This window comes from Paraburkholderia sp. (assembly GCF_036488795.1).
Classification (GTDB): domain Bacteria; phylum Pseudomonadota; class Gammaproteobacteria; order Burkholderiales; family Burkholderiaceae; genus Paraburkholderia.
This window is the reverse complement of record NZ_DASXHA010000004.1, coordinates 37,253-58,869: the sequence shown is the minus strand read 5'-3', so window position 1 is coordinate 58,869 and position 21,617 is coordinate 37,253. Positions and strand designations below refer to the sequence as shown.

Annotated in this window: 19 protein-coding genes; 7 read left to right on the top strand and 12 right to left on the bottom strand. The window is 62.0% G+C overall.

Annotated elements, in window-relative coordinates; genetic code table 11:
- Nucleotides 1–96: 96 nt before the first annotated feature.
- Nucleotides 97–588 (bottom strand): Lrp/AsnC family transcriptional regulator, encoded by a 492-nt coding sequence (locus VGH41_RS00760; RefSeq protein WP_331595390.1) that lies wholly within the window; start codon nucleotides 586–588, stop codon nucleotides 97–99.
- A 138-nt stretch (nucleotides 589–726) separates the two neighbouring features.
- Between VGH41_RS00760 and phhA the strand changes: the two genes are divergently transcribed.
- A complete protein-coding gene (phhA, locus tag VGH41_RS00755; protein ID WP_331595389.1) occupies nucleotides 727–1,617 on the top strand; it encodes a phenylalanine 4-monooxygenase in 891 nt (296 codons plus the stop codon).
- A 106-nt stretch (nucleotides 1,618–1,723) separates the two neighbouring features.
- Nucleotides 1,724–2,035: a 4a-hydroxytetrahydrobiopterin dehydratase gene (locus tag VGH41_RS00750; protein ID WP_414696557.1), complete on the top strand. Its 312-nt coding sequence runs from the start codon at nucleotides 1,724–1,726 to the stop codon at nucleotides 2,033–2,035.
- Nucleotides 2,036–2,182: 147 nt separating this feature from the next.
- On the opposite strand, the gene VGH41_RS00745 is transcribed toward VGH41_RS00750, so the two are convergent.
- Nucleotides 2,183–2,407, bottom strand: coding sequence for a DUF3717 domain-containing protein (locus VGH41_RS00745; protein WP_331595388.1), 225 nt, complete (start codon nucleotides 2,405–2,407; stop codon nucleotides 2,183–2,185).
- 118 nt (nucleotides 2,408–2,525) lie between these two features.
- Between VGH41_RS00745 and VGH41_RS00740 the strand changes: the two genes are divergently transcribed.
- Complete coding sequence (locus VGH41_RS00740; RefSeq protein ID WP_074262960.1) at nucleotides 2,526–3,212, top strand: response regulator transcription factor; 687 nt, start codon at nucleotides 2,526–2,528, stop codon at nucleotides 3,210–3,212.
- Nucleotides 3,213–3,376: 164 nt separating this feature from the next.
- Nucleotides 3,377–4,882: a sensor histidine kinase gene (locus VGH41_RS00735; RefSeq protein ID WP_331595387.1), complete on the top strand. Its 1,506-nt coding sequence runs from the start codon at nucleotides 3,377–3,379 to the stop codon at nucleotides 4,880–4,882.
- A 52-nt stretch (nucleotides 4,883–4,934) separates the two neighbouring features.
- Here VGH41_RS00735 and VGH41_RS00730 read toward each other — a convergent pair whose 3' ends face one another.
- From VGH41_RS00730 to VGH41_RS00695, 8 genes are all read right to left on the bottom strand, one after another.
- Complete coding sequence (locus VGH41_RS00730; RefSeq protein WP_331595386.1) at nucleotides 4,935–5,414, bottom strand: SET domain-containing protein; 480 nt, start codon at nucleotides 5,412–5,414, stop codon at nucleotides 4,935–4,937.
- Nucleotides 5,415–5,655: 241 nt separating this feature from the next.
- On the bottom strand, nucleotides 5,656–6,768 hold the full coding sequence (locus VGH41_RS00725; protein WP_331595385.1) for an NADH:flavin oxidoreductase/NADH oxidase: 1,113 nt from the start codon (nucleotides 6,766–6,768) through the stop codon (nucleotides 5,656–5,658).
- A 230-nt stretch (nucleotides 6,769–6,998) separates the two neighbouring features.
- Nucleotides 6,999–7,715 (bottom strand): glutamine amidotransferase, encoded by a 717-nt coding sequence (locus tag VGH41_RS00720; RefSeq protein ID WP_331595384.1) that lies wholly within the window; start codon nucleotides 7,713–7,715, stop codon nucleotides 6,999–7,001.
- Nucleotides 7,716–7,829: 114 nt separating this feature from the next.
- Entirely contained in the window at nucleotides 7,830–8,468 is a 639-nt protein-coding gene (locus VGH41_RS00715; protein WP_331595383.1) for a MarR family winged helix-turn-helix transcriptional regulator, read from the bottom strand.
- Nucleotides 8,469–9,110: 642 nt separating this feature from the next.
- The gene (locus VGH41_RS00710) at nucleotides 9,111–10,226 is read right to left on the bottom strand and encodes a YbdK family carboxylate-amine ligase (RefSeq protein ID WP_331595382.1); all 1,116 of its coding nucleotides are present in this window, start codon (nucleotides 10,224–10,226) and stop codon (nucleotides 9,111–9,113) included.
- Nucleotides 10,227–10,339: 113 nt separating this feature from the next.
- Entirely contained in the window at nucleotides 10,340–11,542 is a 1,203-nt protein-coding gene (locus VGH41_RS00705; RefSeq protein WP_331595381.1) for a cation:proton antiporter, read from the bottom strand.
- Nucleotides 11,543–12,570: 1,028 nt separating this feature from the next.
- A complete protein-coding gene (gene mnmC, locus VGH41_RS00700) occupies nucleotides 12,571–14,547 on the bottom strand; it encodes a bifunctional tRNA (5-methylaminomethyl-2-thiouridine)(34)-methyltransferase MnmD/FAD-dependent 5-carboxymethylaminomethyl-2-thiouridine(34) oxidoreductase MnmC (RefSeq protein WP_331595380.1) in 1,977 nt (658 codons plus the stop codon).
- A gap of 75 nt (nucleotides 14,548–14,622) precedes the next feature.
- Nucleotides 14,623–14,844, bottom strand: a complete 222-nt coding sequence (locus tag VGH41_RS00695) for a hypothetical protein (protein ID WP_331595379.1) — start codon at nucleotides 14,842–14,844, stop codon at nucleotides 14,623–14,625.
- Between the two features lie 127 nt (nucleotides 14,845–14,971).
- On the opposite strand from VGH41_RS00695, the gene VGH41_RS00690 reads away from it, so the two are divergent.
- Nucleotides 14,972–15,250: an HU family DNA-binding protein gene (locus VGH41_RS00690; protein WP_074262967.1), complete on the top strand. Its 279-nt coding sequence runs from the start codon at nucleotides 14,972–14,974 to the stop codon at nucleotides 15,248–15,250.
- Between the two features lie 68 nt (nucleotides 15,251–15,318).
- Here VGH41_RS00690 and zigA read toward each other — a convergent pair whose 3' ends face one another.
- Together zigA and VGH41_RS00680 are read right to left on the bottom strand one after the other, a co-directional pair.
- Complete coding sequence (gene zigA / locus VGH41_RS00685; protein ID WP_331595378.1) at nucleotides 15,319–16,602, bottom strand: zinc metallochaperone GTPase ZigA; 1,284 nt, start codon at nucleotides 16,600–16,602, stop codon at nucleotides 15,319–15,321.
- A gap of 144 nt (nucleotides 16,603–16,746) precedes the next feature.
- Nucleotides 16,747–17,196, bottom strand: a complete 450-nt coding sequence (locus VGH41_RS00680) for a lytic transglycosylase domain-containing protein (RefSeq protein WP_331595377.1) — start codon at nucleotides 17,194–17,196, stop codon at nucleotides 16,747–16,749.
- Nucleotides 17,197–17,718: 522 nt separating this feature from the next.
- Between VGH41_RS00680 and gspD the strand changes: the two genes are divergently transcribed.
- Nucleotides 17,719–20,058, top strand: coding sequence for a type II secretion system secretin GspD (gspD, locus tag VGH41_RS00675; RefSeq protein WP_331595376.1), 2,340 nt, complete (start codon nucleotides 17,719–17,721; stop codon nucleotides 20,056–20,058).
- On the top strand, nucleotides 20,055–21,617 hold the full coding sequence (gene gspE / locus VGH41_RS00670; RefSeq protein ID WP_331595375.1) for a type II secretion system ATPase GspE: 1,563 nt from the start codon (nucleotides 20,055–20,057) through the stop codon (nucleotides 21,615–21,617). Before gspD ends, gspE begins: the two co-directional genes overlap by 4 nt.

The following is a 21,617-nucleotide window of genomic DNA, read 5'->3' as shown; positions in this document are numbered from 1 at the left end:
CTTACGTGGATCTGCTGAGCCCGGACAGCCAACCGCTGAAGGTGGCCTGAAGATGACCTGAGCCGCTAACGTACTTTCATAAGCGCACGGCCGCCTTCAACTGGCGGCCGTACCCGGCGACAGATGCCCGAGCGGCAACGGCCCATTGCGCTTGAAAGTGGTCAGCACGATATTCGAGCGCACGCTGTCCACGCCCGGCACGCGCATCAGCTTCTTCATCACGAACGACGACAACGCGTTCAGATCCGGCGCCACGATGCGCAACAGATAATCCGCATCACCCACCACCGCGTGGCACTCCAATACCTCGGGCAGCACGTCGATTTGCTGCTGGAACTGCTCGATGATGGAATCGCCGTGATGCTTGAGCTTCAGACTGGTGAACGCGGTCACGCCGAGGCCGAGCTTCTCCGGACGCAGCACGACGCGATAGCCGTCCACCACGCCTACCTGCTCGAGACGCTGCAGCCGCCGGCCGATCTGCGATGGCGACAACGGCACCTGCTCGCCTAGTTGTTGATGAGTCGCACGTCCGAAGCGCTGCAAGACCTCCAGCAGCGCGAGATCGAAGTGATCCAGTTCCAGCATGATTAATCTCCGCATCGATTCACATTTCTATGCACGATTATTGCATAAAATAACTACAACAAGCTTGCTTTGCGCCCATCCCGCATCTTACCCGCTCTACACTGGCTTCCTTGAATCACTTATGGCCACGCATCCACGATGTCCAGCCCCACCACCGCCAAACTGCAGGAACAGTTCGACGCCGGCCTCGAAACCCGCGCCGACTTCACCATCGACCAGCCGATGCACCGCTACGGCGCCGTCGATCACGCGGTGTGGAAGCAGCTCTACACGCGCCAGACCGCCATCCTCAAGGGTCGGGTCTGCGACGCCTTTCTGGCCGGCGTCGAGCGGCTGAACCTGTCGGCGCAACACGTGCCGTCGTTCGCGTCCATCAACGAGCGCCTGATGCCCGCCACCGGCTGGCAAATCGTCGCGGTGCCGGGACTCGTACCGGAACAGGTGTTCTTCGAGCATCTGGCGAACCGGCGTTTCCCGGTAACCTGGTGGATGCGCCGCCCGGACCAGCTCGACTACCTGCAGGAACCGGACTGTTTTCACGATCTGTTCGGCCACGTGCCGCTCCTGATCAACCCGGTGTTCGCCGACTACATGCACGCGTATGGCCGCGCGGCGCTTGCCGCCGGCAACCTCGGCGCGCTGCCCCTGCTCGCCCGCCTCTACTGGTACACCGTCGAATTCGGCCTGATTCGCGATGCGGCCAGCCCGAACGGCGTGCAGATCTACGGCGCGGGCATTGTGTCGAGCAAGGGCGAAACGCTGTACAGCCTCGAAAGTGCAGCGCCCAACCGGCTCGGCTTCGCCCTCGCACGCGTGATGCAGACGCGCTACCGGATCGACACGTTTCAGAAGACTTACTTTGTGCTGGATGATTTCGCGCAACTGTTCGACGTCGCACGCACCGATCTGGGCCCGTTGCTAGCGAACCTCGCTGACGCCGAAGCCTACCCCGCGGGCGACATCCTTCCCGCCGACCGCGTGCTCAATCGCGGCACACAGGAAGGCTGGCCGACCGACGACGACGTCTGACTCGCGCACCGCCGCACGCAAGGGCGTCGGTCGGCGGCGCCATCCGATCCGTGGAAAAATAGCGGGATGCGCGCGCCATTCCAGACACGCGAACAGAAAGCGAGGCATCCTGATGATCCACACACTCACTTCGGAAGAGCGCGCCACCCAATTGGCGCAATTGCATGGCTGGGTAGCCGTCGCGGGCCGCGACGCAATCCAGCGTCAACTGAAATTCGCGGATTTCAATGAGGCATTCGGTTTCATGACGCGCGTGGCAATCAAGGCGCAGGAAATGGATCACCATCCCGAATGGTTCAACGTGTACAGCAAGGTGGAGATCACGCTGTCGACGCATGAGGCAAACGGCCTGACCGAGCGCGATATCACGCTGGCGCGATTTATCGATCAGGTCGCCAAAGCATCGCAGGAAAGCTAGCCTGTAATACCTTGTAACCAGTTCGTTGAAAGCAAGGATGAAAGCGCAATGATGGGAGCATGAAGGCCACACGAAGTGGCACAATGGCCGTTTTTGACCTAAAAATGAAAGCAAATTGCAGGCATTCCGGCTCACAAACCTTCACTTCTACAGGCCATTATTAAGGCGGACGTAAGAATCCCAGGCTTCCCGCGCTTTAGGGTCTAAAGCTTCCGGCGATAGCGCCGTCTGACGCTGTACAATCAGCAGCGCATACGGCTTGGAGAGCGCGCTTGCCTCCTTGCACAGAACCCGTTCGTCACCGCTCGAAGGTGAGCGCGCGCGAAAGAAGTTGATCGCGGCTTCCAGTTCGTGGATCGTAATATCGGACATGACTTTCGTGATCGCCTGACGGCCGCAGGCAAGTTGGCGCCGCGCGGCATTCTGTGCAGCATGCGCACCGGCGAACCGCGTGCCCAACGCCTAAACCCATTGTACTTGAGTGAAACCCATGCGACTCCTTCTGATCGAAGATGACCGCCCTATCGCGCGCGGCATCCAAAGCAGTCTCGAACAAGCCGGCTTCACGGTCGACATGGTCCACGACGGCATTTTCGCCGAACAGGCCCTCACGCAAAACCGCCACGAACTCGTGATCCTCGATCTGGGTCTGCCCGGCATCGACGGCATGACGCTGCTGTCGCGTTTTCGCCAGAGCAACCGGCATACGCCTGTCATCGTGCTGACCGCGCGCGACGAACTCAACGACCGCGTGCAAGGCCTGAACTCCGGTGCCGACGACTACATGTTGAAGCCGTTCGAACCCGCCGAACTCGAAGCACGGATCCGCGCGGTGATGCGCCGCAGCGGCCCGCACGGCGACATGCCGCGCCCGGAAGTGTCGTTGGGTGGCGTGCGCCTGTCAGGCGTCGATCGCCGCATCTTCAACGACGACAAGCCGCTCGAACTGTCGCCGCGTGAATTTGCCGTACTCGAAATGCTGCTGTTGCGCCATGGCCGCGTGGTCAGCAAAGCCCAGCTGCAGGATCACCTGACGCACTTCGGCGGCGACCTCGGCGACACCGCGATTGAAGTCTACGTGCACCGCGTGCGCAAAAAGCTCGAAAACTGCCGCGTCGAGATCGTCACGGTGCGTGGCTTCGGCTATCTGTTGCAGGAAATCCGTCAGGCCGCATAATGGCCATGAAGGTTGGGACCATGGCCGCCTGCAAGGCTGTTCTGGTCCGCTGACCTGACGGCGCCGGGGCCGGGATTGCGCATTCATCGCATGAATGCGCAATCCCGGCGTCCCGGCTTTTAGCGGTTCCCTTGCCGCTTCGCCTCTTTCTCGCGCGTTCGACCATGCCCCACCCGGCCGCGAATAGCCTGCGTCGCACGTTGCTGCGCCGCCTCGCTGCGCCCCTTTCCCTGCTCGCGCTGATGAGCGGCCTGATTGCGTACTGGCTTGCGTGGCAATACACGCAACACGTGGTCGACCGGTCGCTGGCCGACCTCGCCACCGCCATCTCCAAGCAGATCCAGATTGCCGGCACCGACGCGCCGATCACCGTGCCGCCGCTCGCCCAGGCGATGTTCTCGGACCCGGTCGAACATCTCGTCTATCGGATCAGCAATGGCGAAACTGAAATCGCGGGTGATCCGAAACTGCCGCTGCAAGGTACCAGCGTACGCCGCATGCATTATGCGTATGTGTTCGAGACTACCCATCAGGGTGTCACCGTGCGCGTCGCCCAGGTGCGGGTAGATCAACCAGTGGGCAATCCGATCGTCGTCGAGGTCGGTCAGCCGGTCCAGCACCGCTTCGAGATTGCCGCCGAGTTCCTGATTGCCATCATGCTGCCGCTGCTGCTGTTGCTGCTGGCAGGCTGGGTAATCGTGTGGCGCGTCGTGAACCAGCAGCTCAATCCGCTGACCGACCTTGCCGATTCGCTCAACCGGCAGACGCATACGTCACTGGAGCCCGTGGACGAGACTTATGTGCCGGTGGAAATCCGGCCGCTGACCGGCGCGCTGAACGCGTTGCTCGATCGTCTGAAGTCCGCACTGGATGCGCAACGCAAGTTCATCGCCGACGCGGCTCATCAATTGCGCACGCCGCTCACTGCCGTCAAGCTGCATGCCGAACAGGCAGCGACCGCTCGTGATCCGCAGCAAACGCTCGCGGCAGTGCGTGAACTGCGGGCAGCGGCTGATCGCGCCGTGCGGCTGTCGAACCAGTTGCTGTCGCTTGCGCGCGCGGAGCCTGGCGAGCAGGCCGCGCGCTTCGTGAACGTCGACATGGCTGCGCTCGCCTTCGAAACCGGCGCTGAATGGGTGCCGCGCGCACTCGGCGTGCGCGTGGACCTCGGCTTCCAGCGCCTCGACGACCCCGCCAATGACCGTCCGTTGATCGCGCGCGGCAACCCTGTGCTGCTGCACGAGGTCATCGCGAACCTGCTCGACAATGCGCTGAAGTACGTGCCGCCCTCGCGCTTCGACGGCGGCCGCATCACCGTGACGGTTTCACAAAGCCTGATCGAAGGTGTGCCGTTCGCAGAGATCATTGTTGAAGACAATGGCCCTGGCGTGCCGCTGGTGCAGCAGGCAGACCTCTTCAAACGCTTTTTCCGTGGCGACGGCCAGAGCGAAAGCGGCGTCGACAGCGGCGCGGGTCTCGGCCTTGCGATCGTTCACGACATCATGGTGCTGCACAAGGGCAGCGTGCATTACGAAGACTCGCCCGACGGCGGCGCACGTTTCATCGTGCGGGTTCCGCTCACTTCACTCGATACGCCGCGCGATACCAACCCACGCGACAGCCGGCGCGCGCCAAAGAAATCGGCGCACCAGGCGCCGATCGATATCTGATTCCGCAATGAGTCTGCCGGGCTGCCGGGATTCGACTCCCGCAGCCCGTGCGTTATTTCTTCTTCTTGCGTTTCTTTTCCGCCTTTTCGGGCGGCGCGAGCATCGTGCCGCGACACTTGCGCGCGCCGCAACGGCACTCGTATTCCTTCTGCAGCTTCCTGGTCTGGCGCGCGTCGATCACCAGACCGTAGTCGTAGAACAGTTCTTCGTCGGCCTCGATATCGCGCAACGCGTGAACGTAGACATGCCCGTCAATTTCCTCGGCTTCGCAGTTCGGCGCACACGAGTGGTTGATCCAGCGCGCGCTATTGCCGTTCACTTTGCCGTCGATCACTCCGCCTTCATCCAGGGCGAAATAAAACGTGTGATTCGGCTCTTTCGGATCGTGCGGATGACGTCGCAAAGCTTCCTTCCACGAGATCCGTTCGCCTTTATATTCGATCAGGCGCTCGCCGGCCGCAATCGGTTCGAGGGCAAACACGCCTTTGCCATGCACTCCCGAACGGCGCACGACGATCCTGCGTGAACTCATTGAATGAATCCTTGTGAAGAACTGGGGATGAACATCTCTGCTGTCGTCAAAATCCGTTTCATGCTGCCCGCCGGATTTCCTGACGCGAATAGCAAACGCGGCGCCTTGGGGGCGCCGCGTCAACTTGCAACGCGCGTGCGTCACAACCGGCATCGTACACGCTTGATATGGCTTCGTTCAACCGTCAAAAAGCCATCAGCGCGCGATGCGCATTAAAGCCGCGTAAAAGTCGCGTGCATGCCTAGCGTTGTCCGAATGAAATATCGCCGAACAGTGCCTTTTGCTCGCGGGGCTGGGAGCGCCAATACTGCGGCGGCGCTTCGACCGTCGCGCCCAGCTGGGCCGCTGCGTGCCACGGCCACCGCGGGTTGTACAGCAGCCCGCGAGCCAGCGCGATCAGATCGGCATCGCCCTCTTCGATCAATTGTTCCGCGTGCAACGGATCCGTGATGAGACCCACGGCGATCGTCACGAGACCCGTGGCCTTTTTCACCGCATGGGCGAACGGCACCTGATAGCCCGGTTCAAGCGGGATCTTTTGCAGCGGCGACACGCCGCCCGACGACACGTCGATCCAGTCGCAGCCGCGCTTCTTCAACTCCTGAGCGAAAGCAATCGTGTCCTCGAGCGTCCACCCACCGGCGACCCAGTCGGTCGCCGAGACACGCAGGCCTACCGGCTTGTCGGCCGGAAATGCCGCGCGCACGATTTCGAAGATCTCCAGCGGAAAACGCATGCGGTTCTCGCGCGAGCCGCCATATTCGTCGCTGCGCTGATTGGCAAGCGGCGACAAAAACTGATGCAGCAAATAGCCGTGTGCAGCATGGACTTCGAGCGCATCGATCCCGAGCCGCGCCGCACGCCGCGCCGACGCCGCGAAAGCTTCGCGGACCCGGTTGAGTCCGGCCGTGTCGAGTGCAAGCGGCGGCTCTTCGCCGGCTTTGTGCGGCAATCCCGATGGCGCATGCGGCAACCAGCCACCTTCAGCGACGGGAATCAGTTGACCGCCTTCCCAGGGCACATGGCTCGATGCCTTGCGGCCCGCATGCGCCAGTTGCATCGCGACGGGAATAGATGAATGTTTGCGAATAGCCGCGAGCACGGGCACGAGTGCGGCTTCTGTGACGTCGTCCCACAAGCCGAGGTCGCCGGGTGTGATGCGGCCTTCGGGCTCTACCGAGGTCGCTTCGATGCACAGCATGCCCGCGCCCGAAAGCGCCATGCTGCCCAGGTGGATCATGTGCCACGCGGTTGCCTCGCCGCGCTCGGCGGAGTACTGACACATTGGCGACACAACGATGCGATTGGCAAGCGTCACGCTACGCAGCGTGAGCGGAGAAAAAAGCGCGCTCATGGAAGAGGTCCAGGGAAGGCGGGGGAGCGAATGAGCATAGCACCGCGGATGGTCCGGTGCATGACAAGGCGTCGTGCGGGGCGGCCGGCTCCGGTCGCGTCATGCTTCACGCCAGACGGCGTAATGTTCGAAAGGATAGTCGTGCAGAGCTTTTTCGCGGACGCCGGGAAGCCTGCTTTTAGCTTGCTGATTGTCGTTCGCGCCGTTCTTGCGAAGCCGCCCTCGCCTGCTTATGGCTTCTTCTTTTCGACCTGGTCGAGCCACTCGCCGAACATCTGACGTGCGCCTTCTTCGAGGCGCGGACCGAAACGCGCGGTGTCCGCACGTAACTGACAGACGTCGATGCCATGCGCGACGAGCTCACCGGCATTGCCGATCAACCATGGCTCAAAGCGGTCGGCGCGGATTTCCGGATGACATTGCAGCCCCAGCACGTGGTCGCCCCACGTGAACGCCTGGTTTTCGCAGGCTGGCGTCGAGGCGAGGCGGGTTGCGCCGGCAGGCAGATCGAAGGTATCGCCGTGCCAGTGCAGCATGGAAGTAAGTGCGCCATCCAGATGACGCACGGGCGACGCGCGACCGGCATCGGTGAGCGTGAGCGGCGTCCAGCCCAGTTCCGTGTGGGCCGCCGGATAGACCCGTGCGCCCAGCACCCTTGCAATGATTTGCGCGCCGAGGCAAATGCCCAAGGTGGGCAAACCCGCCGCGATGCGCTTTTCGATCATGGATACCAGCGGCAGCAGCGTGGGGTAGCGCAAATCGTCTGTAGCACTAATCGGGCCGCCAAGCACCACCATCAAGGAAGGCGCGACGGGGTCCGGCGCCTCGATGCGCGCAAAGCCGACGTCAAGATAGCGCACTGGCCGGCTGCGCTCGCCCAGCACCAGCTCGAGGCTGCCCAGATCCTCGAAGTGCACATGGCGAATGGCCAGAACTTCGTGATTCATCGGCACAGCCCACCCTCACTTTGACAAAAGACACGCCGCCACACGCCACGGACCCGCCTCGCCGACGGCATACGCCGCCGGCCAGACCAGCCGTGCCGTGTAGCGGACGGCGCGTTACTGCGCGTAGATCTTCCAGATTTTCTTCTGAGTCGCGACGTCAGCGGTTTCGTGCACCGAGCAGTCGAGGCGCACATCCGTGTCGGACATCTTCAGTTCGAGCAGCTTGCAATGATGCGGCGTTTTCTTCGGATTCTTGCTCGGTTCGAAATGCACGCACGTCAGACACATCCGGTGCGGCGGAATATCGTCCTGCGCTTCGAGCTGACGCACAGTCTTCAGCAGCGTGCGGTAGAACACCGCCTGTTCGTCGTCGCGCAGCGTGCCGACCGCCTTCGCGAGGAAGTCCGGCCATTGCGCGGCGCGCTTGGCCGCCGTACGGCCGCGGGCCGTCAGACGCACCGCGAGTGCGCGGCCGTCGTCGAGCGCGCGGCGCTTTTCGACCAGGCCTTTGCTTTCGAGTGTGCTGACCGCATCGCTCGTGGTGGCGGCAGTCAACGCCGTTTCACGTGCGATTTCGCCCAGACGCATGGGACCCTTGCGTTGCATCAGCAACACCAGAATCTCGCCCTGGGTGGGCGTGAGACCCGCACCTTCCGCCCATTCCCATGCCTGGCTCCGCATGGCCGTGCTCAGTCGCAATAGGCTGTGGGTGACACGCCCGGTTGCCTGCTCTCCGTATACGCCTTCGCTCATAATCTTTCGTTGGTTATTGACAGCATGCCGCTGCTTAGCTGGCCGTCGGGCGTGAACACGCCGGCAGCCTGTGGGGGCAGCCTCGTCCAACATCGGACGGACTGAACTTCTATCTCGAAAATGTACCGCTTCACACGTCAGTTCTGACGCCTTCTACAACACTTTTTTGCGTGGCCCCATCATCGCCGCGTCCTGTGACACCGACCGGCAGCGCAACGACGTCGAAGCTGCGAAACCGACATTCTATGCGAGAGCGGAGAATCGTACAGCTAACTTATCCAACGCCCCCTGTGGATAACCGCGGGAAAAGGCCGCTGACTGGGTGTGCACCGATTCTTGATAAAGTGTATTGCCAATCTTGAAGCGCCATACTTATCCTGACTTCCCGGCTCCGATGCACCTCGGAACCGCCTACTTATAGTTTACGCAGGACTATGACTTTGCAGGGAATTATTCAGTTGTCCACAGGCGAGTGCAATGCTTGTTAACTACTACTACGTTTGTATACGTAAAATTTAGAAACCTTTAGGGAAGCCCGATCTGGAAACGGGACAACGAAAAAAAACCCGCAAAACCGAAGTTCAGCGGGTTCCTTTGCGGTAGGTGGGCCACGAAGTCAGTCGTAATCCCAGCGGCGGAGCATCAGGCGCGCCATTGCAGACACTGCTGCCGCACCGCTTCATGCAGCGACTTCTCATGTTCGAACACCGTGCGCACCCAGGTTGCGTCATTCACCTGACCACGCGCGATCGACCCCACCTCTGCCAGCGCCTTGCCTGAACCCAGCGCGTCCGCATGCGGCGCGATCCGTTCCAGCGTCTCCAGAATGTCTTCCGAAATCGTCTTGCGCTCCCCGCTCTGCGGATCGATACAGGTGCCGGCCAGCCCGAAGCGGCAGGCTTCAAAGCGGTTGAACGTGTAGACGAGGTAATCGTCTTCCTTCGGCGTGAGCGGTTTGTCGAGCAGCAAATGACGAGCGAGGGTCTGGATGTAGCAGGCAATCGCTGCGGCACGATCCACCGACAACGGCGTGTCCATCACGCGCACCTCGATGGTCCCGAAGCCAGGCTTTGGACGAATATCCCAGTAAAAATCCTTCATGCTGTTCACGACGCCCGTGTGCACCATCTTCGAAAAATATTCTTCGAAGCTGTCCCAGGTCAGCACGAACGGCGCGCGGCCGGAAAGCGGAAATGCAAAAACAGAATTGAGGCGCGCGGAATGAAAGCCCGTGTCGACACCCTGCACGAACGGTGACGATGCCGACAGCGCGATGAAGTGCGGAATAAAACGTGACATGGAATGCAGCAGGAACAGCGCGCTGTCTGCATCCGGACAGCCAATGTGCACGTGCTGCCCGAACACCGTGAACTGCTTCGCAAGGTAACCGTAGAGTTCGGACAGATACTGAAAGCGCGGCGTATCCACAATCTGGCGGTCGCTCCATTGCTGGAAGGCGTGCGTCCCTCCGCCGCACAAACCGACGTTCAGACGATCGGCCGCGGACACGAGCGTGTCGCGAATCGTGCGCAGGTCGGCAAGTGCCTGTTCATGCGACGTGCAGATGCCGGTCGAGAGCTCGATCATGCTTTCGGTGATTTCCGGCGTGATGTTGCCGGGGATTTTTTCATCCTTGATGAGCCGCAACAGATCGGATCCGGCTTTGGTCAGATCATAGTCATGGGTGTTGACGATCTGCATCTCGAGTTCGATACCGAAGGTGAACGGTTTCGAATCGACGAAGCGTTCGAGTGACATGGCGTCCCCTGATTCAAGTCGGCCGGACGAGTTCGATGCGTCCAGCCGTTTTCACTGTCAAATTCAATGTCGACGAGGCGTGCGGAGCGGACCAATCCGCTCACTCGCATGCTTCATTCGCGTCGCTCGCCGACCAGAGCGAGACTGCGATACACGAGCCATGGTCCGACGATCTGCAATACGACGATCGAGCACATCATGATGGCGCGCAGGCTCGGATCGAAGTTCGGATAGAGGCTGTAGGTGTCGTCGACGAGCAGATACGCGAGTGCCGACATCGGCGAGAGCGACAAGCCAAGCGCCACGCCCTGCTTCCAGTTCAGGCCGCTCGGTTTCGCAAATGCGAGCACGCCGATCAGCTTACCGGCGAGTCGCGCAACAATCAGACCCAGCGCGGCGAGTCCGCCTATGCCGATGTCTTTCCATTCGAACGTCGTCAGCGTCAGCACGAACAGGATCACCGTCAGCAGCCAGCCGGCCGTGCCGAAATGCTGCGGCCACAGTTGCGGGCGCGCTTCCAGATTTTTCACGATGATGCCCGCCGCCAGCAGACTGAGAATCGTCGAGAGTTTGAACAGATGCGCGATGGCGATGGCGAGCAGCACGAGACCAAACAGGGCGACGAAGGAATGTTCGTCTTGCATGTTCATGCGGCGATAGAAGAACGTGCAGGTGCGCGCAAGCGCATAGGCGAGAACCAGCGAGCCGATCAGCAGATAAAGCGGCTGCAGAATGGTCGCGAACACGTTGCCGTAAGCTTCCTGATGCAGCCAGCTGGACGCCAGCTTTTCAATGACGACGGCATACATGCTGTTGAGCGCGGTCAAGGTCATCAGGCGTTGCGTGACCTGGCCTTCTGCGCGCAACTCGGTTTTCAACTGAATCACCATTGCGGGCGATGTGGCCATGGCGATGGATGAAAGCACGAGTGCGACGATGGTTGGAACATGGAGAAACAACAGGACGGGCAACACGAACACGAAGGTCAGGGTGGCTTCCGCGATGCTCGAAAGAATCAGCCATGGGTTGCGGCGAATCCAGCGCAAATCGAGCCGGCTGCCGAGTTCGAACAGCAGCAGGCCGAGCGCGACATCGAGGAGGGGCCGGGCTGCCCTGGCCGAATCGGCATCGATCACGCCGAAACCTGCCGCACCGGCGACCAGACCGATCACTGCATAACCGGAAATACGAGGTAGACGCCATGCGCGGTAGCACAATTCGCCGCAGAGCCCGGCAACGAGCAGTGCGAGCCCTGCCCAGAATATGGCATCAGGGGAGAGCGGCCAGGCTGGAAAAAATGAAAACGCCGACTTCATCGGGATGAGATCTCCTTTGTCGACCGGAGTTGGCGCTTTAGCGCCTACTCCGGTCCCATGCAGTTGTAACGCGGTCGACCGGAGCTAGTGCTTCAGCGCTTACTCCGGTCCCATGCAGTTGTAACGCGGTCGACCGGAGTTAGCGCTTCAGCCGTCGACCATGCGAAGCCCTTACTCCAATCCCACTCAACATAGTCGCGCCCGGCAACAGCAGGCGACACGAACCGGCGAAAACACCGGCGACCACGCAAACGCACGATGGATTGTTTGCTGCGTTCACTTTGCGTCGACCAGCCTTGCGAACTGACAACGATCGGGTGAAAACTGAACGCGTCGGACCCACGCACTGTCACGCGGTGAATTCGAACGTGCTGCTGCAGCGCGACACGGGTGAAAGAACGCCGTCGACTTGAATCAGAGTCTGATGGACCGGCACCGTTCCGTTGGTACGTCAGCCCTTTGACGACAGGCATGACGCGGAAAGAACGGCGATTGTGCCATAGCTTTTCCGGTGTGATGGAAAACGCTCGAACTAGCCCGCGAAGCGGTAAAAATGGGCTTCTTTAGCCGAAGAAGAAGAAAAATCGACCGCTTCCGATCACTGCAGTATCGCTGTGACGGTTGCCGGCGATGGCGCATGTCCCGTCCGCTTCCCCTGCTTCACAGTGCTTTTGAATCCGGCTGTTTGCTTCATTGATGAACGTCGAGGCGCGACGGCCTTTCTGTTTATATGTTTACCTGTATGTATACGTAGTAGCAGTTAACAAGTCTGCCCCATTTCTGTGGATAACCCCGGTTTACCCAACCGAATCAGTGCGTTGCCGAACGCACAACCGACTGCACAGCGTGTGCGGCCACGGCTTGGATCCTTGGGTAACTTTTTGCTGTTTTGCCGCGCGGCAAAGTTACCCCGTTTACGTCCACATGCCGTCCACACGCGTTTCACTCGTAAACAGAGCGGTTATCCACAGAACGGCGTGGATAACTTTTATGCGTTTGACGTTTCGCGGATTTGACGGGGAGGTGTTTCAGCGAGCCGTACCCTGCCGCAGCGCGCGCAGGAGGAAACGCGCGGGGTCGAGATCTTCAGCCAGGTCGCGTTCAAGCGGCCACGGCTCCGCTTCGATCTGCGACGCAATCAGTTCGGCGCCCAGAGCGGCCCAGACGAGGCCGCGCGAGCCGTACGCAAAGGCGCCGTACAAGCCGGCAGCGCGAGGCAGATCGAGGGGCCACGCACCGCGCAGACGGTCGGCGTCGTGGATGGCGGAGGCTTCGTCGGCCAGTGCGCCGATCATCGGCAAGCGATCGCTCGTGACGCAGCGAAACGCGACACGCCCGGGCAGCGACGCAGCATGCTGCGTGTCGATGGTTCGAGTGAAAGCGGGCAGCATCCGCGCGATGCGCTCGAGATTTTCGATCTGCCCTGCGGTTTGAACTGAGCATTCAGGGTCGTCGATATCGTAGGTCGCGCCGGTCAGCGTGACGCCATCCGCCAGCGGTACGGCGTAACCTTCGCCGACCACCGGAACATTCAACGACGCCGGCGACGCCACGCTGTCCGCAGGCAGCAGAGTCAATTGGCCGCGCACGCTGCCGGTCGGGGCGTAGTTCAAACCGGCGACACGGGCAGCGTCATGTGCATTGGCAAAGATCACGACCGGCGCGCGAACGACCACTTCGCCGCTGAGATCCAACACGTTCCATTGATCACCAGCGCGTTCAATGCGCGCGGCTTCGACGCCGAAACGTCGCTCGAGCCGCTCCCCGGCGGCCGCGCATTGTGCAGCGCAAAGCGTGGCCGGATCGATCCAGCCTCCGTGCGGAAAAAACCAGCCGGCTTGCGCGACAGGCAAGTTCGCAATCCTCTGCGCTTCTGCGCGCGTAACCGGCGTGACGTAGTGCGCCGGATATGCGAAGGATGCCAAAGCAGTTGCCATCATGTCGGCCTCCTCTTCACTCGCGGCGAGCTGAAGCAAGCCTTCGCCACCGCGGGTGGGGTGATGTCCCGCCTGCGCGAGTGCTGCCCACCGCCGCAGCGCAAAGAGGAAGCCGGCACGTGTGATGCGCGAGGCCACGCTATCGTCGCGTGAGAGCATCGGATGAAACACGCCCGCTGGATTACCCGATGCATCGCGAGCGAGCGCCGCATGCCGTTCGAGCGACGTGATGCGCCACCCGCGTGCTGCGAGCCGTTCGATCACCGCACAGCCCGCGAGCCCGGTGCCGATCACCACTGCATGCCGCTCGTTCACCGCGAGCGCTGTCGGCGGCTCATGCCGGCGCACCCGCCAGCGCGGTGCAAAGCGGCCCGTCAGCATGGCGCGCTTCCAGCCGAAGCCGTCGACTTTACGGTATTCGAAACCGCACTGGGTCAGCGCGCGTTTGACCTCGCCCGCGCTCGTGTAGGTGGCGAAAGTCGCATCGTCGCCGGCAATGCGGGCGAGCGATCTGAAGATTGCCGGCGCCCACAGTTCGGGATTTTTCGCCGGCGCGAAGCCGTCCAGATAGAACGCGTCGGCACGCATCCAGAGCGTGGGGAGTGTTTGAGCGGCGTCGCCGAAGACGAGTGTTAGCGTGACGCGGCCGTCCTCGAATTCGAGCCGGTGCGTGCCGGGCACGAGCATCGGCCACGCGTCGGCGAGCGTGCGCCCGAGCTCGGCGATCGACTCATCCGTCATGGTCGCGGCGTAGGCCTTCAGCAGATCGGACCTTGTAAACGGGTGTTTTTCTGTCGAAACGAAGTGCAGGCGCTCGCAACGAGCAGGGTCCTGGCGCCATAGAGCCCAGGTCATCAGAAAGTTGATGCCCATGCCGAAGCCGGTTTCCAGCACCGTGAAAACGCGTCTGCCCTGCCACCGTCCGGGTAGGCCGTTGCCTTGCAAAAACACGTATTGCGCCTGGGCAAGACCGCCCACCGCGCTGTGATAGATGTCGTCGTAACGCGGTGAAAACGGCGTGCCGTTGTCGCGAAACGCGAGCGTCGCGGGGATCAGCGGATCGGTCATGCGCGGCAAAAAATCATCGGACGAGCGGGAAAAGGCTTGCCGGACGGGGCATGCCGGCCGTCGCGCCGAGGGCCTTCACGGGCTGATTCGTGCCGCGAACGTTGGCAAAAACCAACGCCAGCCTCCTGTAAAGCCCTGATTGGACGGGGAGTTCGAGTCCGGCAATGACAAAAATGGTAATTTCCCGAATAGCTCGGGCAAACAACCGCGTAATTCTTCGAAACCCTTGTCCTGCTTGGGTTTGCGCTGCGCTATCATAGCAAGCGCCGCGAAGCTAAGCGGCAGCACGACTGTCATGCAGCGACCTGCCCGACGTGTTGGTCCGGAATGCTCCGGAGCCGTTGCTGCTCGACGGCGCGGCCCGCGCACGTATAATCGGCGCGTTCGCGCTGTTCGTGTCAACCTAAACCAGAAAGGAACCTTAATGAACAAACAGGAACTGATCGACGCCGTCGCAGGTCAGACGGGCGCCAGCAAGGCTCAAACCGGCGAAACGCTGGACACGCTGCTCGAAGTGATCAAGAAGGCTGTGTCGAAGGGTGATGCGGTCCAGCTGATCGGTTTTGGTAGCTTCGGTTCGGGCAAGCGCGCAGCACGTACGGGCCGTAACCCGAAGACGGGCGAAACCATCAAGATCCCGGCCGCCAAGACTGTCAAGTTCACGGCTGGTAAGGCGTTCAAGGACGCCGTCAACAAGCGCTAAGCACATCACTGCTTGGTTGTTGACACCCGCCACAGGGCGGGTTTTTTTTCGCCTGGAGATTTTTCACTTCAGTGATGGCGATGGATGATTTCACCTTCGCCGTGATCGTGGTCATGATCGTGATCGTCTTCAGCGTCGAAATCCCATACCGGGAAGGGGTCCTTGAGATGCTCCCAGGCGTGCGGCCCCAGTGCGAATTCGTCGTCGTTCAGCAGACACGCATCGAACTTCGCGCGCCATGCGTCGGGATCGATACCGACACCGATCATCACCAGTTCCTGACGCCGATCGCCGATGCTGAAATCGTCGGCGTCGCCATACCAGTCCGCCGCGATTTCCGCTGACAGTTCGTCATCGCCCGCGGGCCATTCGCTGCGATCTTGCGCAGCCCACCACATGCCCGCCGGACCGTGGCGACAGGCACCGCCCGCTTGCGAAAGCGAGCCGGCAATGTCGTTGCGCGTGGCCAGCCAGAAGAAGCCTTTGCTGCGCAGCACGCCTTGCCATTCCTGATGCAGCAGCGCCCACAGACGCTCCGGATGAAACGGCCGGCGCGCCCGATAGATGAAATTGCCGATGCCGAACTCGTCGGCTTCGCCGCTGTGATCGTGTTCGTGATGCAGCGAGGTGAGCCAGCCCGGCGCGCTCGATGCCTCGTCGAAGTCGAAGCGGTTCGTGTCGAGCACTTCATCGAGCGGGACGACGCCAAAGCGGCTCACGACTTGCACCGCGCGCGGATTGATGCGCGCAAGAATGCGCTGCAAACGCGTGAGTTCTTCGGCGCTGACGAGATCGCTCTTGTTGACGACCAGCACGTCGCAAAACTCGATCTGTTCGATCAGCAGTTCAACCAGCGTGCGGTCGTCTTCTTCACTCGCGGCGATGCCGCGTTCGGCGAGCGCGTCGGCCGAGCCGTAGTCGCGCAGGAAATTGAACGCGTCGACCACGGTCACCATGGTGTCGAGGCGGGCCACGTCGGAGAGCGACACGCCGTCGTCATCGACGAAGGTGAAGGTCTCGGCGATCGGCATCGGTTCGGCAATACCGGTCGATTCGATCAGGATCGCGTCGAAACGCTGCTCGGCGGCAAGACGGCGGATTTCGGTCAACAGGTCGTCACGCAGCGTGCAGCAAATGCAGCCGTTCGACATCTCGACGAGCTGTTCCTCGACATGCGAGAGCGCCGCGGCATCGCGCACCAGGGTGGCGTCGATATTGACGGCGGCCAGATCGTTGACGATCACGGCGACGCGCAGCCCCGCACGGTTGGCGAGAATGTGGTTCAGGAGCGTGGTCTTGCCGGCGCCCAGAAAACCGGAGAGCACGGTGACGGGCAGTGGCGGCTGGTTCATTGCAGTACGGAAACGGAGAGGATTAGGAGGCGTGCCGGGCGAGGAGCCGGAAAGCTCAGGCAGCGGCAGCACGAAGCCGCATTGTGCATCAAACGGGCGTGGGCCGCGCGGAGGGCCGCTCAGGAACCGCTGGGGACGTATCGGTCAGCGTGAAGCCTGCAGCAGCTTCCACTTTTGCAGGATCGCCACGATTTGCTGCGCATACTGGTCGCGCAGCGCAGGCGTTTCAGAATGATACGCACCGACCGCCCGCCAGGTGTTGCCGTATTTGTTCATCTGCTGGCGCAGATGCCACGCGGCAATGTAGACGTTCTTGCACGGCTCCATCAGGGTGCCGCTCGAGATACCGTATTGTGCGAGGGTGGGCAGATGGACCGAATTGATCTGCATCAGGCCGTAGTCGGTCGAACCGTTGGCATTCTTGTGAAGCGCGTCCGGCCGGTTGTGCGACTCCTGCCAGGCGATGGCGCGCAGAATCAGCGGATTCACCTTCTGATACTTGGCAGCCTCATCGAAACAGTCGGCGTGTGCAGGCTGCGCGGCAAGCAGCGCGGCGAGTACGGCGGCGACAGTCGTGAGCTGGGTCGGTTTCATCGGTCAAGACGACTAAGCAAATGGCACGTGAAAGATCCGGTAAGGCAATTCGGCCCGGCAAGAATGCGCCGGAAAAAGGCTGGAAGCCCGCCAACACCGAGCGTGTGCCGGACATCGGGGAAAACCCGCGTAGGCCGTGCGCGTCCAGTGGAAGTAACCGCTCGTATCATACCGGCAGGTAGTAAAGCGGCAAAGTTGGCTAACCGACATAAGCGCGAAAGATTGCGGCCCTAGCGTCTGCACTTCGTACCCGATTTCTCCGAAAGCTTTCAAAACATTAACAATCTGCAGCGGTGATTAGAGTAATCGCACCGGAGCTGTTGTTTTGTGACAAATCCGACATGAAAAACTGTTACTGTTCATTTTTTTTGGACATAGCTTGGAAGGCAGACGGGATTGCTGGCGTCCGTGGGGATGCTGGCCGACCGAGGGAACTGCCCGCGTGCACTTATGTCCGCTGCGCTTGACAGTCGATTGCTTCGGCAATTGGCATCGACATCACACTCCATGAGAAGAAATCGTATGGCATTGCGTCGCGTCGCAACGGCGCTGCTGGTGGCTGGACTGATCACCGCGCAGATTGCACAAGCCCAGGTGACACTCAATTTCGTCAACGCCGACATTGATCAGGTGGCGCGAGCGATTGGCGCAGCAACCGGCAAAACGATCATCGTCGACCCGCGCGTGAAGGGTCAGCTGAATCTCGTTTCCGAGAACCCGGTGCCCGAAGACCAGGCGCTCAAGACCTTGCAGTCCGCCTTGCGGATGCAGGGCTTTGCGCTGGTGCAGGATCATGGCGTGCTGAAGGTGGTGCCCGAGGCCGACGCGAAGCTGCAGGGCGTGCCCACCTATATCGGCAATGCGCCGGTGGCGCGCGGCGACCAGGTGATCACCCAGGTCTTCCAGCTGAAGAACGAATCGGCCAACAACGTGCTGCCGGTGCTGCGTCCGCTGATCTCGCCGAACAATACGGTGGCCGCCTATCCGTCCAACAATACGATTGTCGTGACGGACTACGCCGACAACGTGCGCCGGATTGCGCAGATCATTGCCGGCATCGACACGGCGGCCGGCACCCAGGTTCGCGTGGTGCCGTTGCGCAATGCGAATGCACTCGACATCGCGCCGCAGCTGGCCAAGATGCTCGACCCGGGTGCGATCGGCGCCACCGACGCCACGCTCAAGGTCTCGGTCACCGCCGATCCGCGCACCAACTCGCTGCTGCTGCGCGCGTCGAATGGCGCGCGCCTCGCTTCGGCGGTTCAGCTTGCCCAGCAACTGGACGCGCCGACCAGCATGCCCGGCAACATCCACGTCGTGCCGCTGCGCAACGCGGACGCGGTGACGCTCGCGAAGACCCTGCGCGGGATGCTCGGCAAGGGCGGCGAGTCGGGCTCGTCGTCCGGCTCGAACGACGCCAATTCGTTCAACCAGAACGGCAGCGCAGGCGGTGGCGGCGGGCTAGGCAGCAATTCGACCGGTGCCTCGGGCACGCCGCCGCTGCCGTCGGGCGGCCTCGGCAGCGGTTCGACTTCGTCGCCGCTTGGCGGCAGCGGCGGAGCATACGGCTCGAGCGGCAATTCCGGCTCCAGCGAATTGCTCGGCGGCGACAAGAACAAGGACGACAACCAGCCGGGTGGCATGATCCAGGCGGACTCGGCCACCAACTCGCTGATCATCACGGCAGCCGAGCCGGTGTACCGCAACCTGCGGGCGGTGATCGACCAGCTCGACTCGCGGCGCGCGCAGGTTTATATCGAGGCGCTGATCGTCGAGCTGAACTCGAACACGGACGGCAATCTCGGCATCCAGTGGCAGATCGCGAACAATTCGCTGCTGGCCGGCACCAATCTGGCGGCCGGCACCGGCAACAGCATCGTCAATCTGACGGTGGCGGCCGCGGCAGCCGGCGCCACCGGGGCCACCGGAGGTCTCGCTGCGGGGATCGCGAACCAGGGTCTCCAGCAAGGGCTCAATGTCGGCTGGATTCACAACGTGTTCGGTGTGCAGGGGCTCGGTGCGTTGCTGCAGGCGCTGTCGCAGACTTCTGACGCGAATGTGCTGTCGACACCTAACCTCATCACGCTCGACAACGAGGAAGCCAAGATCGTGGTCGGTACCAACGTGCCGATCCAGACGGGTTCGTATTCGAACCTGACGAGCGGTACCACGAGCGCCGCGTTCAATACTTTCGATCGCGTCGACGTCGGTCTGACGCTGCACATCAAGCCGCAGATCACCGACGGCGGGATTCTCAAGCTGCAGCTCTACACGGAAGACTCGGCGATCGTGAACGGCACGACCAACGCCACGACCAATCCGGCTGGCCCGGAGTTCACCAAGCGTTCGATCCAGTCGACGGTGCTCGCCGATAACGGCGAGATCATCGTGCTGGGCGGCCTGATGCAGGACAACTACCAGGTCAGCAACAGCAAGGTGCCGCTGCTGGGCGACATCCCGTGGATCGGGCAGTTGTTCCGCTCGGAACAGAAGACCCGCAACAAGACTAACCTGATGGTGTTCCTGCGCCCCGTGATCATCAACGATCGCGCGACCGCGCAGGCCGTGACGGCGAACCGCTACGACTACATTCAGGGCGTGCAGGGTGCGTACAAGTCGGACAACAACGTGATGAAGGACAACGACGATCCGGTGGTTCCGCCAATGCCGATCGGTCCGAGCCAGGGCGGCTCGGCGGCCATGAACCTGTTCGATCTCGACAAGATGCGCCGTCAGCAGCAAACCCCGCCGCAAGCCGCGCCCGCTCCTGCTCCCACGGCGGCGCCGGTCACGAACGGCGCGGTTCAGAGCAACCCTGTACCGACGGCGCCGGCCACGGCGACGCCAGGAGCGCAGCCGTGAGCACGCCGTCTACGCCGCCGTCAGCTTCAGCGTCGTCGGCAGCGGCGCGTGCCACCGCGCAAGCCGGGCAGATTCCGCCTGCGGTCGTGACGGAGCATGCCGAGCGCGCGCCGTCGTCGGCGGTTGCGGCACGGCTCGTACCCTACGGCTTTGCTCGCAGCGGGCAGATTCTGGTCGCGCATCAGCACGCCGACAGTCTCGAAGTCTGGATCAGCGAGCGCACCAGCGACGCCGCACTGGCCGAAGTGGCGCGCAACTTCGGCGCGCTGACGGTGGTACGTTTGCCGGCGGACGAACTGGCGCTTGCCATCAACCAGGCTTACGCGCGCCACGATGGCAGCGCGGCGCAGGTGGTGGGCGAAGTGGAAGGCGAAGTCGATCTGTCGCGACTGATGCAGGAGATTCCGGAAGTCGAGGACCTGCTGGAGTCCGAAGACGATGCGCCGATCATCCGTATGATCAACGCCCTGCTCACCCAGGCTGCGCGCGAACAGGCTTCGGATATCCACATCGAGCCGTTCGAGAATGCGTCGGTGGTGCGGTTTCGCGTCGACGGCACGCTGCGCGACGTCGTGCGGCCGAAGAAGGCACTGCATGGCGCGCTGATCTCGCGCATCAAGATCATGGCGCAACTCGACATCGCCGAAAAACGTCTGCCGCAAGATGGCCGCATCACGCTGCGGGTGGGCGGCCGGCCGGTCGACGTGCGGGTCTCCACGTTGCCGACCGGGCACGGCGAACGCGCGGTGCTGCGTCTTCTGGAAAAGGACGCGTCGCGTCTGAATCTCGAAGCGCTGGGCATGGGCCCCGATACGCTCGTCAAATTCGACAAGCTGATCGGACGTCCGCACGGCATCGTGCTGGTAACGGGGCCGACCGGTTCGGGCAAGACGACCACGCTGTATGCGTCGATGTCGCGGCTCGAAACCGCCACGGCCAACATCATGACCGTCGAGGATCCGATCGAATACGACCTGTCGGGTATCGGTCAGACGCAGGTGAACGAACGCATCGGTATGACCTTTGCGCGGGCGCTGCGCTCGATTCTGCGGCAAGACCCGGACATCATCATGATCGGCGAAATCCGCGACCTCGAAACCGCTCAGATCGCCGTGCAGGCCTCGCTCACCGGTCACCTGGTGCTCGCCACGCTGCACACCAACGACGCGGCGTCGGCCGTCACGCGTCTGACGGATATGGGCGTCGAGCCGTATCTGCTGGCGTCGTCGTTGCTCGGCGTGCTGGCGCAGCGTCTCGTGCGCCGGCTGTGTCCGGTGTGCCGCGAACAGCGCACCGACGAGCACGGCCATGTGCAATGGCATCCGGTGGGCTGCGAGAAATGCGGCCACTCAGGTTATGCGGGACGGCGCGGCGTCTATGAGCTGCTGCTGATCGACGATACGATTCGCACGCTGGTGCACCGCAATGCCGCCGATGCCGAGATTCTCGCCGCCGGTCGTGCTCAAGGCATGCGTACGCTGCGTGAAGACTCGGAGCGTTGGCTCGCGAATGGCACCACGTCGCTCGAGGAAGTGATCCGCGTGACGGGCGGAGTGTAA

Excerpts from the sequence above, each read along its gene's own strand:
- VGH41_RS00760 (WP_331595390.1), bottom strand. The coding sequence starts at position 588 with ATGCTGGAACTGGATCACTTCGATCTCGCGCTGCTGGAGGTCTTGCAG.
- phhA (WP_331595389.1), top strand. The coding sequence starts at position 727 with ATGTCCAGCCCCACCACCGCCAAACTGCAGGAACAGTTCGACGCCGGC.
- VGH41_RS00745 (WP_331595388.1), bottom strand. The coding sequence starts at position 2,407 with ATGTCCGATATTACGATCCACGAACTGGAAGCCGCGATCAACTTCTTT.
- VGH41_RS00740 (WP_074262960.1), top strand. The coding sequence starts at position 2,526 with ATGCGACTCCTTCTGATCGAAGATGACCGCCCTATCGCGCGCGGCATC.
- VGH41_RS00735 (WP_331595387.1), top strand. The coding sequence starts at position 3,377 with ATGCCCCACCCGGCCGCGAATAGCCTGCGTCGCACGTTGCTGCGCCGC.
- VGH41_RS00730 (WP_331595386.1), bottom strand. The coding sequence starts at position 5,414 with ATGAGTTCACGCAGGATCGTCGTGCGCCGTTCGGGAGTGCATGGCAAA.
- VGH41_RS00725 (WP_331595385.1), bottom strand. The coding sequence starts at position 6,768 with ATGAGCGCGCTTTTTTCTCCGCTCACGCTGCGTAGCGTGACGCTTGCC.
- VGH41_RS00720 (WP_331595384.1), bottom strand. The coding sequence starts at position 7,715 with ATGAATCACGAAGTTCTGGCCATTCGCCATGTGCACTTCGAGGATCTG.
- VGH41_RS00715 (WP_331595383.1), bottom strand. The coding sequence starts at position 8,468 with ATGAGCGAAGGCGTATACGGAGAGCAGGCAACCGGGCGTGTCACCCAC.
- VGH41_RS00710 (WP_331595382.1), bottom strand. The coding sequence starts at position 10,226 with ATGTCACTCGAACGCTTCGTCGATTCGAAACCGTTCACCTTCGGTATC.
- VGH41_RS00705 (WP_331595381.1), bottom strand. The coding sequence starts at position 11,542 with ATGAAGTCGGCGTTTTCATTTTTTCCAGCCTGGCCGCTCTCCCCTGAT.
- mnmC (WP_331595380.1), bottom strand. The coding sequence starts at position 14,547 with ATGACCGATCCGCTGATCCCCGCGACGCTCGCGTTTCGCGACAACGGC.
- VGH41_RS00695 (WP_331595379.1), bottom strand. The coding sequence starts at position 14,844 with ATGACAGTCGTGCTGCCGCTTAGCTTCGCGGCGCTTGCTATGATAGCG.
- VGH41_RS00690 (WP_074262967.1), top strand. The coding sequence starts at position 14,972 with ATGAACAAACAGGAACTGATCGACGCCGTCGCAGGTCAGACGGGCGCC.
- zigA (WP_331595378.1), bottom strand. The coding sequence starts at position 16,602 with ATGAACCAGCCGCCACTGCCCGTCACCGTGCTCTCCGGTTTTCTGGGC.
- VGH41_RS00680 (WP_331595377.1), bottom strand. The coding sequence starts at position 17,196 with ATGAAACCGACCCAGCTCACGACTGTCGCCGCCGTACTCGCCGCGCTG.
- gspD (WP_331595376.1), top strand. The coding sequence starts at position 17,719 with ATGGCATTGCGTCGCGTCGCAACGGCGCTGCTGGTGGCTGGACTGATC.